The sequence below is a fragment of the Pseudomonas sp. LAIL14HWK12:I1 genome (assembly GCF_003202095.1).
In the GTDB taxonomy this organism is placed as follows: domain Bacteria; phylum Pseudomonadota; class Gammaproteobacteria; order Pseudomonadales; family Pseudomonadaceae; genus Aquipseudomonas; species Aquipseudomonas monteilii.
Map to the genome: position 1 here is coordinate 304,635 of NZ_QJKG01000004.1, position 15,883 is coordinate 320,517.

General features: G+C 61.1%; 16 protein-coding genes. 12 read left to right on the top strand and 4 right to left on the bottom strand.

The genetic code is table 11. The features are described from left to right. Positions 1-183 precede the first annotated feature (183 nt). The 10 genes from rpoE to pdxJ all read left to right on the top strand — a co-directional run bounded on the left by rpoE (position 184) and on the right by pdxJ (position 10,153). Complete coding sequence (gene rpoE / locus D906_RS13390; RefSeq protein ID WP_003252049.1) at positions 184-765, top strand: RNA polymerase sigma factor RpoE; 582 nt, start codon at positions 184-186, stop codon at positions 763-765. A 31-nt stretch (positions 766-796) separates the two neighbouring features. After that, positions 797-1,387, top strand: a complete 591-nt coding sequence (locus tag D906_RS13395; RefSeq protein ID WP_019097231.1) for a sigma-E factor negative regulatory protein — start codon at positions 797-799, stop codon at positions 1,385-1,387. A gap of 12 nt (positions 1,388-1,399) precedes the next feature. Then, a complete protein-coding gene (locus tag D906_RS13400) occupies positions 1,400-2,365 on the top strand; it encodes a MucB/RseB C-terminal domain-containing protein (protein ID WP_027609162.1) in 966 nt (321 codons plus the stop codon). A 209-nt stretch (positions 2,366-2,574) separates the two neighbouring features. Continuing rightward, the gene (locus D906_RS13405; protein WP_371105074.1) at positions 2,575-3,972 is read left to right on the top strand and encodes a DegQ family serine endoprotease; all 1,398 of its coding nucleotides are present in this window, start codon (positions 2,575-2,577) and stop codon (positions 3,970-3,972) included. 181 nt (positions 3,973-4,153) lie between these two features. Then, on the top strand, positions 4,154-5,953 hold the full coding sequence (lepA, locus tag D906_RS13410; RefSeq protein ID WP_025754588.1) for a translation elongation factor 4: 1,800 nt from the start codon (positions 4,154-4,156) through the stop codon (positions 5,951-5,953). A gap of 5 nt (positions 5,954-5,958) precedes the next feature. Next, on the top strand, positions 5,959-6,813 hold the full coding sequence (gene lepB, locus D906_RS13415; protein WP_016713698.1) for a signal peptidase I: 855 nt from the start codon (positions 5,959-5,961) through the stop codon (positions 6,811-6,813). A 163-nt stretch (positions 6,814-6,976) separates the two neighbouring features. Then, positions 6,977-7,666, top strand: coding sequence for a ribonuclease III (gene rnc / locus D906_RS13420; RefSeq protein ID WP_016713699.1), 690 nt, complete (start codon positions 6,977-6,979; stop codon positions 7,664-7,666). Beyond that, complete coding sequence (gene era / locus D906_RS13425; protein ID WP_016498176.1) at positions 7,659-8,561, top strand: GTPase Era; 903 nt, start codon at positions 7,659-7,661, stop codon at positions 8,559-8,561. The genes rnc and era overlap by 8 nt, the downstream gene beginning before the upstream one ends. A gap of 124 nt (positions 8,562-8,685) precedes the next feature. Then, positions 8,686-9,369 (top strand): DNA repair protein RecO, encoded by a 684-nt coding sequence (gene recO, locus D906_RS13430; RefSeq protein WP_025754587.1) that lies wholly within the window; start codon positions 8,686-8,688, stop codon positions 9,367-9,369. 61 nt (positions 9,370-9,430) lie between these two features. After that, entirely contained in the window at positions 9,431-10,153 is a 723-nt protein-coding gene (gene pdxJ / locus D906_RS13435) for a pyridoxine 5'-phosphate synthase (RefSeq protein WP_202607098.1), read from the top strand. 66 nt (positions 10,154-10,219) lie between these two features. On the opposite strand, the gene D906_RS13440 is transcribed toward pdxJ, so the two are convergent. Together D906_RS13440 and D906_RS13445 are read right to left on the bottom strand one after the other, a co-directional pair. Further along, on the bottom strand, positions 10,220-11,602 hold the full coding sequence (locus D906_RS13440) for a heavy metal sensor histidine kinase (RefSeq protein ID WP_027615408.1): 1,383 nt from the start codon (positions 11,600-11,602) through the stop codon (positions 10,220-10,222). After that, positions 11,599-12,273 (bottom strand): heavy metal response regulator transcription factor, encoded by a 675-nt coding sequence (locus tag D906_RS13445; protein ID WP_003258489.1) that lies wholly within the window; start codon positions 12,271-12,273, stop codon positions 11,599-11,601. The genes D906_RS13440 and D906_RS13445 overlap by 4 nt, the downstream gene beginning before the upstream one ends. A 239-nt stretch (positions 12,274-12,512) precedes the next feature. Here D906_RS13445 and D906_RS13450 point away from each other — a divergent pair, with 239 nt between their 5' ends. Then, positions 12,513-12,716 (top strand): hypothetical protein, encoded by a 204-nt coding sequence (locus D906_RS13450; protein ID WP_009684756.1) that lies wholly within the window; start codon positions 12,513-12,515, stop codon positions 12,714-12,716. 68 nt (positions 12,717-12,784) lie between these two features. On the opposite strand, the gene cmoB is transcribed toward D906_RS13450, so the two are convergent. Both cmoB and cmoA read right to left on the bottom strand, forming a co-directional pair. After that, positions 12,785-13,741 (bottom strand): tRNA 5-methoxyuridine(34)/uridine 5-oxyacetic acid(34) synthase CmoB, encoded by a 957-nt coding sequence (cmoB, locus tag D906_RS13455; RefSeq protein WP_019097225.1) that lies wholly within the window; start codon positions 13,739-13,741, stop codon positions 12,785-12,787. Next, positions 13,738-14,481 carry a carboxy-S-adenosyl-L-methionine synthase CmoA gene (gene cmoA / locus D906_RS13460; RefSeq protein WP_019097224.1) on the bottom strand — a complete coding sequence of 248 codons (744 nt, stop codon included), beginning with the start codon at positions 14,479-14,481 and terminating at the stop codon, positions 13,738-13,740. Before cmoA ends, cmoB begins: the two co-directional genes overlap by 4 nt. Before the next feature lie 210 nt (positions 14,482-14,691). Here cmoA and D906_RS13465 point away from each other — a divergent pair, with 210 nt between their 5' ends. Beyond that, a complete protein-coding gene (locus D906_RS13465; protein ID WP_025754585.1) occupies positions 14,692-15,882 on the top strand; it encodes an alpha-xenorhabdolysin family binary toxin subunit A in 1,191 nt (396 codons plus the stop codon). Position 15,883: the final 1 nt, after the last annotated feature.

A 15,883-nucleotide genomic window follows, 5' to 3' on the forward strand; every position in this document is an offset into this window, starting at 1 on the left:
CGTATTCGAAACCTGATTATTGACGTAGCCGGCCGTGACCGCGCCGCGTCTTTCGTGCAAGCCGACCAAGGGCTGCAGGAAACTTGCTTGGAGGGGAGAACTTTTGCGTAAAGCCCGAGTCTATGGTTGCAAGCCTGATCGATGGCTGTTGCAACGCTCCTTCGAGTTCACCGAGGAGTGTTCATGCTAACCCAGGAAGAGGATCAGCAGCTTGTCGAGCGCGTTCAGCGCGGCGACAGGCGAGCGTTCGATCTGTTGGTGCTGAAGTATCAGCACAAGATTCTCGGGTTGATCGTGCGGTTCGTTCACGATACCCACGAAGCCCAGGATGTGGCGCAGGAAGCCTTTATCAAGGCCTACCGTGCGCTTGGCAATTTTCGCGGTGACAGTGCGTTTTATACCTGGCTGTACCGTATCGCCATCAACACGGCGAAGAATTACCTGGTGTCCCGTGGAAGACGGCCGCCAGACAGTGATGTGAGCTCCGAGGATGCGGAGTTTTACGACGGCGATCATGGCCTCAAGGATCTCGAGTCCCCAGAGCGCTCGTTGTTGCGGGATGAAATCGAAGGCACCGTCCATCGCACCATCCAGCAACTGCCCGAAGACCTGCGCACGGCACTGACCCTGCGCGAGTTCGACGGGCTGAGTTACGAAGACATTGCCAGTGTCATGCAATGTCCGGTGGGTACCGTGCGCTCTCGAATCTTTCGCGCTCGGGAGGCCATAGACAAAGCCCTGCAGCCGTTGTTGCAGGAAACCTGAGACAGCGGCGACAGCCAAGAGAGGAACCACCATGAGTCGTGAAGCTTTGCAGGAATCGCTGTCCGCGGTGATGGATAACGAAGCGGACGAACTGGAATTGCGTCGGGTGTTGAACGCCGTCGACGATGCCGAAGCCCGTGCCACCTGGTCGCGTTACCAGGTGGCCCGTGCAGCCATGCACAAGGAGCTGCTGCTGCCTAACCTGGATATCGCCTCGGCGGTGTCTGCTGCGCTGGCTGACGAAGCGGTGCCGGCCAAGGTCAAGAAAGGCCCGTGGCGCAGCATTGGCCGCCTGGCTGTAGCGGCTTCGGTCACCGTTGCGGTGCTCGCTGGTGTACGCATGTACAACCAGGACGAAATCACCGGTGCGGAGCTTGCAGCCCAGCAGCCTGCCCAGCAAGGCCTGAGCGTGCCACAAGCCCAAGGCCCGGCCGTTTTGGCAGGCTATAGTGAGAGCAGCGAGCAACCGACCGGGCCAATGGCCAACGGCGTGCTGCAGAACCAGGCCGGCTGGGATCAGCGTCTGCCAGGCTACCTGCGCCAGCATGCCCAGGAATCTGCGCTCAAGGGCACTGAAACCGCATTGCCTTATGCCCGCGCTGCCAGCCTGGAAAACCGTTAAGTAAGGAGGATCATGCGCGCGCTACCTCTGTTGTCGCTGCTGATTGGCAGCTGCATGATGGTGCCAGCATTGGCGGCCAATTCCTCGCCCCAGGCGAGTGAGTGGCTGAACAAGCTGGCACAGGCCGAGCAAAAGCAGAGCTACCAAGGCTCTTTCGTCTACGAGCGCAACGGCAGCTTCTCTTCCCACGATATCTGGCACCGGGTCGAGGACGGCAAGGTCAGCGAGCGGCTGCTGCAGCTCGATGGCGCCGCCCAGGAAATCGTGCGTGTGGATGGGAAGGTGGAGTGTGTCAGTGGGGCCTTGGTGAGCAGTGTCACGGCACCGCCAGACACCGCACCGCGTGTGCTTGATCCGCTGAAACTGATGGGCTGGTACGATTTGAGCGTGGCTGGCAAGTCACGGGTCGCAGGGCGCGACGCCGTGATCGTGACGCTCACACCCCGCGACCAGCACCGCTATGCCTTCGAACTGCACCTGGACCGTAATACCGGCCTGCCACTGCGCTCGTTGATGCTCAACGACAAAGGGCAGTTGCTGGAGCGCTTCCAGATGACCCGCCTCGATACCGACGAGCCGCCTGGCGACGATGACTTGCGCCCCAGCGCTACCTGCAAGCCTGTGCAGCATGGCGGGCCCGTCAGCAATGACAGCGTTGCTGGCTGGCGCTCGGATTGGCTGCCGCCCGGGTTCGAACTGGTTAACAGCTCGGTGAGCCGCGACCCCAAACACAAAAGTTCGGTCAGCAGCCTGATGTATGACGATGGCCTCGCACGTTTTTCCGTGTTCCTCGAACCTGTGAACGATGACGGTGGCACCGATATGCGCACCCAGCTCGGCCCGACTTCGGCCGTTTCGCGTCGCCTGAATACGCCAAAGGGCAAGGTGATGGTGACCGTGGTGGGCGAAATTCCGCTCGGTACGGCAGAACGCGTCGCTTTGTCGATGCGCCCTCAGGATGCCCAGGCGCGCCAGTGATGGCGCGCGTTTGAGGGCCGTGCCAAGGCAGGCGGACATACGGCTGAAATGAAATTAAAGCATTGTCATTTGCAATCCACCGGCAAATTTTCTATAGGTCAGGCTTTCAGGAGCCTGGCCTTTCCTGCTTTGTGCAGGGGCCTTTCTAAACTACCGCTCGTTGTGACGGGAGCCGTATGTCAATACCACGCTTGAAATCCTACCTAACGATGTTCGCCGCCGTGCTGATGCTTGGCCAGGTGCTCACCGCCCAGGCCGAGGAAGCCCTGCCGGACTTCACCACCCTCGTCGAGCAGGCCTCGCCGGCCGTGGTCAACATCAGTACCAAGCAGAAGCTGCCCGACCGCGTCGCCGCCGGGCAGATGCCGGACCTGGAAGGCCTGCCGCCGATGTTCCGCGAGTTCTTCGAGCGCAACATGCCGCAGCAGCCGCGTTCGCCGCGGGGTGACCGCCAGCGCGAGGCGCAGTCGCTGGGCTCGGGCTTCATCATTTCCAGCGATGGCTACGTGCTGACCAACAACCATGTGGTGGCCGATGCCGACGAGATCATCGTCCGCCTGTCGGACCGCAGCGAGCTGCAGGCCAAGCTGGTCGGCACCGACCCGCGCACCGACGTGGCTCTGCTCAAGGTCGAAGGCAAGAACCTGCCGACGGTCAAGTTGGGTGACTCCGAGAAACTCAAGGTGGGCGAATGGGTATTGGCCATCGGTTCGCCGTTCGGCTTCGACCATTCGGTGACCAAAGGCATCGTCAGCGCCAAGGGCCGTACCTTGCCAAACGACACCTATGTACCGTTCATCCAGACTGACGTGGCCATCAACCCGGGTAACTCCGGCGGCCCGCTGTTCAACATGAAGGGCGAGGTGGTGGGTATCAACTCGCAGATCTTCACCCGCTCCGGTGGCTTCATGGGCCTGTCATTCGCCATCCCGATCGATGTGGCGATCGATGTGTCCAACCAGCTGAAGAAAGACGGTAAGGTCAGCCGCGGCTGGCTGGGCGTGGTCATTCAGGAGGTCAACAAGGACCTGGCGGAATCCTTCGGTCTGGAAAAACCGGCCGGTGCCCTGGTGGCCCAGGTGCTGGAAAACGGCCCGGCAGCCAAGGGCGGCCTGCAGGTGGGCGACGTGATCCTGAGCATGAACGGCCAGCCAATCGTCATGTCGGCCGACCTGCCACACCTGGTGGGCGGCCTCAAGGATGGCGAGAAGGCCAAGCTGGAAATCATCCGCAACGGCAAGCGCCAGACCCTGGACATCAGCGTCGGCGCGCTGCCGGACGATGATGCCGACATCGGCACCGGTGCCGATGGCAGTGCCGAGCGCAGCAGTAACCGTCTGGGTGTGTCGGTCGCCGACCTGACCGCCGAGCAGAAGAAATCCCTGGAGCTCAAAGGCGGTGTGGTCATCAAGGAAGTGCAGGATGGCCCGGCAGCGCTGATCGGTCTGCGTCCGGGTGATGTCATCAGCCACCTGAACAACCAGGCCATCGGTTCGGCCAAAGAGTTCACCGAAATCGCCAAGGAGCTGCCGAAGAACCGTTCGGTGTCGATGCGCGTGCTGCGTCAGGGCCGCGCCAGCTTCATCACCTTCAAGCTCGCTGAATAAGCGGCCTGGAAAGGGAAAAAGGGCAGCTACGGCTGCCCTTTTTCATGATTATTCACAATTGGACGGTGGATTGCTGTGTACAGTCGGACAGAGGAATCTCCCATATCCCGGCAGCTTGAGGTACAATTCCCGGCTATTTTTCGGCGGGCGTCCGGCTCGCAGCCTTTTCGAGTGTTGACCCGTGAGTGATTTGAGTCATATCCGCAATTTCTCCATCATCGCCCACATCGACCATGGCAAGTCGACGCTGGCCGACCGTTTCATCCAGATGTGCGGTGGCCTGTCGGCACGCGAAATGGAAGCCCAGGTGCTTGATTCCATGGACCTGGAGCGTGAACGCGGTATTACCATCAAGGCCCACAGCGTCACGCTGCACTACAAGGCGCAGGACGGCAAGACCTACCAGTTGAACTTCATTGACACCCCCGGCCACGTCGACTTCACCTACGAAGTCTCGCGCTCGCTGGCGGCCTGTGAAGGTGCTCTGCTGGTCGTCGACGCCGGCCAGGGCGTGGAGGCCCAGTCCGTGGCCAACTGCTACACCGCCATCGAGCAGGGCCTGGAGGTCATGCCGGTGCTGAACAAGATGGACCTGCCCCAGGCCGACCCGGACCGCGTCAAGGACGAGATCGAGAAGATCATCGGCATCGACGCTACCGACGCCGTGGCCTGCAGTGCCAAAAGCGGCATGGGCGTGGACGAGGTGCTCGAGCGCCTGGTGCACTCCATTCCTGCACCCGAGGGCGAGATCGATGCGCCGCTGCAAGCGCTGATCATCGACTCCTGGTTCGACAACTACCTGGGCGTGGTCTCGCTGGTGCGCGTGCGCCAGGGCCGCGTCAAGAAGGGTGACAAGATCCTGGTCAAGTCCACCGGCAAGGTGCACCTGGTCGACAGCGTGGGTGTATTCACCCCGAAACACACCCAGACCGCAGACCTGAAAGCCGGCGAAGTAGGCTTCATCATCGCCAGCATCAAGGACATTCACGGTGCCCCTGTGGGTGACACCCTGACCCTGTCCTCGACCCCTGAGGTCGAAGTGCTGCCAGGCTTCAAGAAGATCCAGCCGCAGGTTTACGCCGGCCTGTTCCCGGTCAGCTCCGACGACTTCGAAGACTTCCGCGATGCCCTGCAGAAGCTGACCCTGAACGACTCGTCGCTGCAGTACATGCCGGAAAGCTCTGACGCCCTGGGCTTCGGCTTCCGTTGCGGCTTCCTTGGCATGCTGCACATGGAGATCATCCAGGAGCGCCTGGAGCGCGAATACGACCTGGACCTGATCACCACCGCACCTAGCGTGATCTACGAGCTGGAGCTGAAAACCGGCGAAACCATCGTTGTCGACAACCCGTCGAAGCTGCCAGACGTATCGGCTGTGGCCGACTTCCGTGAGCCGATCGTCACCGCGACCATTCTGGTACCGCAAGAGCACCTGGGTAACGTCATCACCCTGTGCATCGAGAAGCGTGGCGTGCAGCGCGACATGCAGTTCCTCGGCAGCCAGGTTCAGGTGCGTTACGACATGCCGATGAACGAAGTGGTACTGGACTTCTTCGACCGCCTCAAGTCCACCAGCCGCGGCTATGCTTCGCTGGACTATCATTTCGACCGCTACCAGTCGGCCAACCTGGTCAAGCTGGATGTACTGATCAACGGCGACAAGGTCGATGCTTTGGCATTGATCGTGCACCGCGACAACGCGGCCTACAAAGGCCGTGCGTTGACCGAAAAGATGAAGGAACTGATCCCTCGGCAGATGTTCGACGTGGCGATCCAGGCAGCTATCGGCGGCCAGATCATCGCCCGGACAACCGTCAAGGCGCTCAGAAAGAACGTACTGGCTAAGTGCTACGGTGGTGACGTCAGCCGTAAGAAGAAACTGCTGGAGAAGCAGAAGGCCGGTAAGAAACGCATGAAACAGGTGGGCAACGTGGAGATTCCACAAGAAGCCTTCCTCGCCGTGCTCAGGTTGGATAGCTAGGTCCTATGTCGCTAAATTTCCCGCTGTTGCTAGTCATCGCCGTCTTCGTCTGCGGTCTGCTGGGCTTGATCGACCTGCTGTTCCTGGCCCCGCGCCGGCGCGCAGCAATCGCCAATTACCAGGGCAGCGTCAGCCAGCCCGAGATGGCCGTGGTCGAGCGCCTGAACAAGGAACCGTTGCTGGTCGAGTACGGCAAGTCGTTCTTTCCGGTGCTGTTCATCGTGCTGGTGCTGCGCTCGTTCCTGGTCGAACCGTTCCAGATCCCTTCGGGGTCGATGAAACCGACCCTGGAAGTGGGCGATTTCATCCTGGTGAACAAGTTCTCGTACGGCATTCGTTTGCCGGTGATCGACAAGAAGGTCATCGAGGTCGGTGACCCGCAACGCGGTGATGTAATGGTGTTCCGCTACCCGAGCGACCCGAACGTCAACTACATCAAGCGTGTGGTTGGCTTGCCGGGTGATGTGGTTCGCTACACCAACGACAAGCGGCTGTTCGTCAACGGCCAGCCGATTGCCGAACAACTGGTGGGCACCGAGCCAGGTACCTTGGGCAGCGCCGAGCTGTACAAGGAAAAACTCGGCGAGGCCGAACACCTGATCCGCAAGGAAATGAGCCGTTACCGCATGCCGCCGGACCAGCAATGGACCGTGCCGGCAGGCCATTACTTCATGATGGGCGACAACCGCGACAATTCCAACGACAGCCGTTTCTGGGATGACCCGAACATTCCCAAGGAGCTGCACGGCATGGTTCCGGACCGGAACATCGTCGGCAAGGCCTTTGCGGTGTGGATGAGCTGGCCAGAACCCAAGCTCAGCCACCTGCCCAACCTGTCGCGGGTTGGCCTGATCCATTGATACCCATCGGCGCTGTCCAGCAGACAGCGCCGAATGCATTTCTGACATAGGCTGTGTTCTCAGGGATCGGGAGATTCGTCGCACATCACGTGGCGAACCACAGCCAAACAGTCTTTCAGGATGTTGATTTGAACAACGCGTTGAACAACGAACGGGTGGCCGCATGAGTGCTTCCCTTGCCCGTCTGGAGCGAAAGCTCGGTTATACCTTCAAGAACCAGGACCAGATGCTCCTGGCGCTGACCCATCGCAGCTATGCCGGGCGCAACAACGAGCGCTTGGAGTTTCTCGGTGACGCCATTCTCAACTTCGTCGCCGGCGAAGCGCTTTTCGAGCGTTTCCCGCAGGCCCGTGAAGGCCAGCTGTCACGCCTGCGTGCGCGGCTGGTCAAGGGCGAAACCCTGGCCCGGCTGGCCCGTGGTTTCGACCTGGGCGAATATTTGCGCCTGGGTTCGGGTGAGCTCAAGAGCGGCGGTTTCCGTCGCGAGTCGATCCTGGCCGACGCCCTGGAGGCACTGATCGGTGCCATCTACCTGGACGCCGATATGGAAACCGCACGGGAGCGCGTTCTGGCCTGGCTTGCCGATGAGTTCGAGGGCTTGACCCTGGTCGATACCAACAAGGACCCGAAAACCCGCCTGCAAGAGTTTCTGCAGTCGCGCAGCTGTGAGCTGCCGCGCTACGAAGTGGTGGATATCCAGGGTGAACCGCACTGCCGCACGTTCTTCGTCGAATGCGAAGTGGTGCTGCTGAACAACAAGAGCCGTGGTCAGGGCGTTAGCCGGCGTATTGCCGAGCAAGTAGCTGCCGCGTCTGCACTGATCGCCCTGGGCGTGGAGAATGGCAATGACTGATAACAACCCGACCCGCTGCGGCTACGTCGCCATTGTCGGCCGCCCCAACGTCGGCAAGTCGACCCTGCTCAACCACATCCTCGGCCAGAAGCTGGCGATTACTTCGCGCAAGCCGCAGACCACCCGCCACAACATGCTCGGCATCAAGACCGAGGGTGACGTGCAGGCGATCTACGTCGATACCCCGGGTATGCACAAGGCCAACGACAAGGCCCTGAACCGCTACATGAACCGCAACGCCTCGGCGGCCCTGAAGGACGTCGACGTGGTGATTTTCGTGGTCGACCGCACCAAGTGGACCGACGAGGACCAACTGGTGCTGGAGCGCGTGCAGTACGTGACTGGCCCGCTGATCATCGCGGTCAACAAGACCGACCGCATGGAAGAGAAGGCCGAGTTGATTCCGCACCTGCAGTGGCTGCAGGAGCAACTGCCTAACGCCGAGGTGATGCCGATCTCCGCGCAGCAGGGTCACAACCTCGAAGCGCTGGAAGCACAGATCGCCAAGCACTTGCCTGAAAACGATCACTTCTTCCCGGAAGACCAGATCACTGACCGCAGCAGCCGTTTCCTGGCCGCCGAACTGGTGCGCGAGAAGATCATGCGCCAGCTGGGTGCGGAACTGCCGTATCAGATCACCGTGGAGATCGAGGAATTCAAGCAACAGGGCCATGTGCTGCACATTCATGCGCTGATTCTGGTCGAGCGTGATGGTCAAAAGAAAATCATCATTGGCGACAAGGGCGAGCGCATCAAGCGCATCGGCTCCGAGGCGCGCAAGGACATGGAAGTGCTGTTCGACTCCAAGGTCATGCTCAACCTGTGGGTCAAGGTGAAAGGCGGCTGGTCCGACGACGAGCGCGCCCTGCGTTCGCTGGGTTACGGCGACCTGTAAGGCTACCTGACGGCTCAGGTATCTCTGTGGGAGCGGGTTCACCCGCGAATGCTATGGTGGGTTCACTGGCGCATTCGCGGGTGAACCCGCTCCCACAGTTGCATGTGGCTTTTAGAGATCACTTATGGAACAACCCGTCGGCCAGCCAGCCTATGTGCTGCACAGCCGTGCCTACAAGGAAACCAGCGCGCTGGTAGACTTCTTCACCCCGCAGGGCCGCATGCGCGCTGTACTGCGCCGTGCGCGCGGCAAGGGCGGCAGCCTGGTGCGGCCGTTCGTGCCGGTGGAGGTGGAGCTGCGCGGGCGTGGCGAGCTGAAGAATGTCGGTCGCATGGACAGCGCCGGGATTGCGGCTTGGCTACACGGTGATGCCCTGTTCAGCGGCTTGTACCTCAACGAGCTGCTCATGCGCCTGCTGCCGGCTGAAGCGCCGTTCCCGGCCCTGTTCGAGCATTACACATTGACCCTGCAAGCCTTGGCCGCCGGGCGCCCGCTGGAGCCGCTGCTGCGTTCGTTCGAATGGCGGCTGCTGGACGAACTCGGTTATGCGTTTTCCTTGAACCATGACGTCAACGACCACTCCATCGTGGCCGACGGCCTTTACCGTTTGCGCGTGGATGCCGGTCTGGAGCGGGTCGAGCTGGTGCAACCCGGCCTGTTCCGCGGCACCGAGCTCATTGCCTTGGCCGAAGCCGATTGGAACGCCCCAGGCGCCTTGCTCGCCGCCAAGCGCCTGATGCGCCAGGCATTGGCCGTTCACCTGGGCGCAAAACCGCTGGTCAGCCGGGAACTGTTTCGCAAGCGCTGATCACGACGTATGCTGTGGGGCTCAATCTTCAGGAGAGCCTTTCGTGACTCACAGCAACCGCATGCTTCTTGGCGTAAACATCGACCACGTGGCGACCCTGCGCCAGGCCCGGGGCACGCGTTACCCTGATCCGGTCAAGGCTGCTCTGGACGCCGAAGAGGCGGGTGCCGATGGCATTACCGTGCACCTGCGTGAAGACCGCCGGCACATCCAGGAGCGTGACGTGGTGCTGCTCAAGGATGTGCTGCAGACGCGCATGAACTTCGAGATGGGCGTCACCGAAGAGATGATGGCCTTTGCCGAGAAGATCCGCCCTGCGCACATTTGCCTGGTCCCCGAAACCCGTCAGGAGTTGACCACCGAAGGTGGCCTGGATGTGGCGGGACAAGAGGCGCGAATCAAGGCCGCCGTGGAGCGCCTGTCGCGCACCGGTGCCGAGGTGTCGTTGTTCATCGATGCTGACGAGCGGCAGATCGAGGCGTCACGTCGCGTAGGCGCGCCGGCCGTCGAGCTGCACACCGGGCGTTACGCCGATGCCGAAACCCCGGCTGAAGTGGCTGAGGAACTCAAGCGTATTGTCGATGGCGTGGCCTTTGGCGTGGGGCAGGGGCTGATCGTCAATGCCGGTCACGGGCTGCATTACCACAACGTTGAGGCGGTGGCGGCGATCAAGGGTATCAATGAGCTGAACATTGGCCATGCGCTGGTGGCGCATGCGCTGTTCGTTGGCTTCAAGGCCGCAGTGGCCGAGATGAAGGCGCTGATTGTGGCGGCTTCGCGCTGATTTGATGGTCGCTTGTACCGGCCTCTTCGCGGGCTTGCCCGCGAAGAGGCCGGTACAAGCAGCCGATTACTCGGCAGGAAACACCAGGGTAAAGCGGGTAGGCCCAAGGGGGCTGCTGTTCACTTCGACCCGCCCACCATGCAACTGCATGATCGACTTCACGATCGCCAACCCCAACCCGGTCCCGCCCTCCAGACGCGAGCGCCCCGAGCCCACCCGGTAAAACCGCTCGAACAAGCGCGACTGGTGCTCGGCAGCAATGCCGGGGCCCTGGTTCTCCACAGATAGCCGTACTTCGTTGCCATACCGTTCGATACGCAGTTCGATGGGCTCACCCTCAGGGCCATGCCGTATCGCATTGCTTAGCAGGTTCGACAACGCCCGCTGGAACATCAACCGGTCACCCAGCGCCGTGCCCCACCCCTGAACACGCAATTCAACGGCTTTCACCTCGGCGCTGAAAGCAAACAGCTCGGCCACCCTTGCAGCCTCGCCGGCCAATGCCATCGGTTTGAGCGCGATCTGCACCTGAGGCTGGCTGACCTGGGCGAGAAACAGCATGTCGTTGATGATGCGGTTGAGCCGCGTCAGTTCCTCGATGCTGTCTTCCAGCACTTCCCGGTAGTTGGCGTTGTCCCGCTCACGGGCCAGGGTCACCTGCGCCTTGCCCATCAGGTTGCTCAATGGGGTGCGCAGTTCATGGGCCAGATCATCGGAAAACTGCGACAACTGGCTGATACCTTGGTCGAGGCGATCGAGCATGACGTTGATGCTGCTGGCCAGTTCTGCCAGCTCCTGCGGCAAGCCGGTGGCGGGCAAACGATGCTGCAGGTCCTGGGCCGATACCTGCCCGGCAATGCGCCGGAAGTGCCGCAGGGGTTTCAGGCCGCGTTGCATCAGCCACCAGGCGCCCGCGCCAATCAAGACCAGCAGCAGCGGCAAAGCGAGCAAAGTGGAATGCAGGTAAGCCTGCAGCAGGGCGTTGTCGTCGCCGCGGTTGAGCGACATCATCACCTTCACCGGCGTGTTGTCGCGCAGGCGCATCAGCCGAGTCACGGTGAGGATCTGATTGCCGCTGCTGTCGCGCCAGGCGTGAAAGCGCAGGCGGGCACCGGTGTGCAAATCGCCCACCTGCGACTCCAGAGCCGGGCCGAGGCTGAGCAGGTGGGGGTGGCGGCCCTCCAGGGCCATTACGCTGAGGCTGAGGTTGTCATGCCCCATCACCAGGTCGAGCAGGGGGTGGGCGCGGCTGCCCAGGTCTTCGCTGCGCAGGTCGACGCGCAGGTTGTGCTCGACCTGCAGCATCTTGCGCGCCAGGTCTTTGCGTGCGCGGTTGTCCAGTTCGTGATCCAGCGCGAACACCGCCAGGCAGGCAAGCAGCAGCACGAGTGCGGCGCCCATCAGTGTGACGCTCAGGCCCAGGCGCAGCGACAGGCTGGGGTTTTTCAAAAGCGCGCCTCGAGTACATAGCCTACGCCACGCAGGGTGTGGATGAGCTTGTTGTCGAACGGGTCGTCTATCTTCGCCCGCAGGCGCCGGATCGAGACCTCGACCACGTTGGTGTCGCAGTCGAAATTCATGTCCCAGACCAACGAGATGATCTGTGTGCGCGATAACACTTCGCCGGTCTGACGCATCAGCAGGTGTAGCAGCGCGAACTCCTTGGCGGTCAGGTCGATGCGTTGCCCGGCGCGGTAGGCGCGGTGGCGGCCGGGGTCCAGCTCCAGGTCGGCGACGCGCAGGGTGCTCGGCTGCAGTTGCTGGTCGTTGCGGCGCAGCAGGCTGCGGATGCGGGCCAGCAACTCGGGGAACTCGAAGGGCTTGAGCAAGTAGTCATCGGCGCCCAGGTCCAGGCCTTTGACCCGGTCGGCGAGACGACCGTGAGCGGTGAGCATCATGATGCGCGTGGCCGACTCGGCACGCAGCCGCTGCAGCACGGTCCAGCCATCGAGCTCTGGCAGGTTGACGTCGAGGATGACCAGGTCGTACGGCTGCTGGCGGGCCAAGTGCAGGCCGTCGGTGCCGGTATGGGCGCAGTCGACCACGTAGCCGTTTTCGCGCAGGCCCTGTTGCAGGTAATCGGCGGTACGCAGTTCGTCCTCGATGATCAGTAGGCGCATGAAGGGGCTCGGTGTGATGAAAGTGGGCGATTCTCGACCCTGTAGTGGCATCAGGGTCAAGGGGCGGGATGTTACGGCATGAGAAGGGAATCGCGGCGCAGATAACGGATTTGTAATGCTGCGGTTATCTGGCTGTCTGTTCTGCGCAGATTGCAGGACTGTAATCCCCGCCTCACCTTGCTGTTAGTTTCCCCTCACTAGGATGGCCGTGTCTGATCGGTTAGCACGAGGCAACCACGATGAACCTGACCAAATACCTGCTGTTGGCCACCCTTGCCCTGGGCAGCGCCAGCGTCTATGCCGAGGGCGGTGCGGAACGCTCCAGGCAGTTCTGGCAAGCTTTCCGCGAAGACCAGCAGCGCTTGCACGGCGACAAGCAACAAGCCGTTGCCGAACGCGAGCGCAAGGCGCAAGAGAAGGCCCGCGAGGTGGCCAAGGACTGAGGTAACAGCACCTGCGCGCGACAGCTCCTCGGCGCAGGTGTATTCAGGCGCCCGATCGGGCGCCTTTTTTATTTGCGCGCCAGCAGGGTGGCGCGGCGTGGGGCCGGCAGGCCTTCGATGGTCTTGCTGTGGTCGTTCGGGTCGAGGAAGTCGCCCAGCGACTGATAGCGCATCCACTCGGTGCTGCGCTGCTCCTCAACGCTGGTCACGCAAACATCGACGCAACGCACATCGCTGAAACCGGCACGGCGCAACCAGCGCTCCAGGGCGGGAACCGATGGCAAGTACCAGACGTTGCGCATCTGCGCATAACGGTCTTCAGGTACCAGTACCTGGTTTTCGTCGCCTTCGATCACCAGGGTCTCCAGCACTAGCTCGCCACCTTTGACCAGGCAGTCTTTCAGTGCCAGCAAGTGTTCGATGGGGGAGCGGCGGTGGTAGAACACGCCCATGGAAAACACCGTGTCGAAACCTTCCAGGTTGGCGGGAAGGTCCTCCAGGGCGAACGGCAGATGCCACGCCGGCAGCTCCGGCAGGTATTGCTGCACGGCCTGGAACTGGCAGAAGAACAGCCAGTTGGGGTCGACGCCGATCACCATGTCGGCCCCGGCACCGAGCATGCGCCACTGGTAGTAGCCGTTGCCACAGCCCACGTCGAGCACACGCTTGCCTTTGAGGTCCAGGTGCGGCGCAACGCGAGACCATTTCCAGTCCGAATGCCACTCGGTATCCACATGCACGCCAAACAGGTCGAACGGGCCTTTGCGCCAAGGCGACAGGCCCATCAGTGCCTGGCGCATTTGCGCACGGGTGGCGTCGTCGCAGTCGCAGTCCAGACGCAGCCCGTTGACCAGGTCGATATCGCTGGGTTGCAGGGCGGGCAGGGCATCGAGCGCACCACGCCAGCGGTCGAGGTCACCGTGGCCTTTCTCCAGCTTGGCTTCCAGTTGCGCTTGCAGGCCTTGCGACCAGGAAGCCAGGGGCGTGCCCGCCAGGCGGCGGACGAGGGGGGACAGATCGATCATGGCAGGGCTATCAGCGAGGCGAAGTTAAGGCATTGGAACCAAGGCACCACTTTCGAGAAACCGGCGGCGCGCAGGCGCTCCTGGTGGGCTTCGAGGGTATCGGGGCGCATCACGTTTTCAATGGCGCTGCGCTTCTGGGCGATTTCCAGTTCGCTGTAGCCATTGGCCCGCTTGAAGTCCAGGTGCAGTTCATTGAGCAGGTCCTGCTCTTGCTCATCGGCGAACCGCAGCTTTTCCGAGAGGATCAGCGCGCCACCGGGTAGCAGTGCCTGGCGGATACGGCCGAGCAGTTCCAGACGCTGGTCGGGGGCGATGAACTGCAGGGTGAAGTTCATCGCCACTACCGAGGCGGGCTCGAAGGGCAGGGTAAGGATATCGGCCTCCAGCACGTGCACCGGCAGCAGCTCCTGGAACATCGAGTCCTGGGCGGTGAGGTACTGGCGGCAACGCTCGACCATGGCGGCGGAATTGTCCACCGCGATCACCCGGCAGCCGTCGCTGCGCACATGGCGGCGCAGCGACTGGGTGACTGCCCCCAGCGATGCACCCAGGTCGTACAGCGCGGTATTTGGCTGGGCGAAACGTGCGGCCAGCACACCGAGGTTCTCGACGATGGTCGGGTACCCGGGCACCGAGCGCTTGATCATGTCCGGGAACACACGCACCACGTCCTCGTTGAAGACGAAATCAGGCACCTGCTCCAGGGGCTGGGAGAAGAGGCGGTCGGGTTGTTTGCTCACGGCAGGCTCGATACAGGGTGAAACGGGGGCGCATTTTATCCAAAGGCCGCGCATCTTGCCATGGCAATGCTTCAGGGTCGGAGCGTTCAGACCGGGAGCAGTGAACTTTCCCACAGTGCTAAGTTATCAAGATGAATGAATTCAGTCGGGTGAAGAAGGACACTTCGAATGCAGGTTGACTGGATTTGAAAAAGGATATTGGGTTAAGTGATGAGTGCCAATACTGGGCGGGAAGAAGTTACCGTAGATGAACTGGACCCGGTGTCCAAGGTCAAGATGTTGCCGGAACGCTATTTTACGTTCATCGAGAACCGACTTGAGGGTGGCCAACACGTTGGCAGTTTATTGACGGCTGATAATCTGAAAGTCATCAAGCGATACGCCAATACTGTAAATCAGTTGCCACACACGCGAGCCGAAATCGAACGCGAAGTCGATTATGCGGCACTCGGCCTTGACGCCTCGATGGTTCATGAGCTGTATACGGCGCTGCACAGACATGTGTACGAGTGGGACATACTGGAACGCAGCATCAAGCAACTGGGCCCTGAAATTGAGCTGTTCGCTGAAAGCCTGGTACAGCGTGGCGCCAGCCTGCTTGCGCATCTTGAAAACAGTGATGTCTTTGTGGCAATCAAGCAGCGACAGACCGAGCAGGGCGATGATGTTTATACGTTGGAACTGAGTGAAGAGGATCAAGCGCAGATCGCCAGTGTGCTGACACTTGGCATCAACGAACTGGTCAGGGAAATTGAAGGCACTCGCCGGCGAATCGATGACGTCGACGCACGTGCCAACTGGTTTAACAGTGAGATCAAACGCGAGCTCAAGCCGCGAATGGTACGGTTGTTGAAACACTTCGACGAGAAAGTTTCCCATGAAGACATTCTGATGAAACGGCGGCAGCTGGATCAGTGGGACGAACAGATTGACCAGTTGAAGTCCGAGTACGATGCCAATGTGGGCTACGCGTTCACAGGTATCTTGCTGGGGCCGATTGGCCTGGTCATCACCGGCGGTGTGTTCGGTGACAAGGCAGAAAAGATCCGGGCCAGAAAAAACGCGTTGATCGAAGAGCGTAAAGAACTGGCGGATGCACTGGGCAGGATGGCCCCCGCGCTGAGCGACTTCGAGCGTATCTCGACATTGGTCAGGGACCTGCAGTTCAGGTGCAAGGACCTGTCGGCAGCGACCCGCCGCCTGGCAGACGTATGGCTGTTTCTGGCCTCGTACGCCAATAACTCCGTGAACGAAGCCAAAGAGCTGAGCACCCTCACTCAACTTGAATCGTTTGTTCACGATTTCGCTGAGGTTATCAAACCGTGGAGCAAGATAGGCAATATCTGCCACACATTGTCTGAGTTATTTAATGAATTGATTGAAGAATATGAGGACGTTTGAC

Coding starts and splice junctions, on each gene's coding strand:
- rpoE (WP_003252049.1), top strand. CDS start 184: ATGCTAACCCAGGAAGAGGATCAGCAGCTTGTCGAGCGCGTTCAGCGC.
- D906_RS13395 (WP_019097231.1), top strand. CDS start 797: ATGAGTCGTGAAGCTTTGCAGGAATCGCTGTCCGCGGTGATGGATAAC.
- D906_RS13400 (WP_027609162.1), top strand. CDS start 1,400: ATGCGCGCGCTACCTCTGTTGTCGCTGCTGATTGGCAGCTGCATGATG.
- D906_RS13405 (WP_371105074.1), top strand. CDS start 2,575: ATGTTCGCCGCCGTGCTGATGCTTGGCCAGGTGCTCACCGCCCAGGCC.
- lepB (WP_016713698.1), top strand. CDS start 5,959: ATGTCGCTAAATTTCCCGCTGTTGCTAGTCATCGCCGTCTTCGTCTGC.
- rnc (WP_016713699.1), top strand. CDS start 6,977: ATGAGTGCTTCCCTTGCCCGTCTGGAGCGAAAGCTCGGTTATACCTTC.
- era (WP_016498176.1), top strand. CDS start 7,659: ATGACTGATAACAACCCGACCCGCTGCGGCTACGTCGCCATTGTCGGC.
- recO (WP_025754587.1), top strand. CDS start 8,686: ATGGAACAACCCGTCGGCCAGCCAGCCTATGTGCTGCACAGCCGTGCC.
- pdxJ (WP_202607098.1), top strand. CDS start 9,431: ATGCTTCTTGGCGTAAACATCGACCACGTGGCGACCCTGCGCCAGGCC.
- D906_RS13445 (WP_003258489.1), bottom strand. CDS start 12,273: ATGCGCCTACTGATCATCGAGGACGAACTGCGTACCGCCGATTACCTG.
- D906_RS13450 (WP_009684756.1), top strand. CDS start 12,513: ATGAACCTGACCAAATACCTGCTGTTGGCCACCCTTGCCCTGGGCAGC.
- cmoB (WP_019097225.1), bottom strand. CDS start 13,741: ATGATCGATCTGTCCCCCCTCGTCCGCCGCCTGGCGGGCACGCCCCTG.
- D906_RS13465 (WP_025754585.1), top strand. CDS start 14,692: ATGAGTGCCAATACTGGGCGGGAAGAAGTTACCGTAGATGAACTGGAC.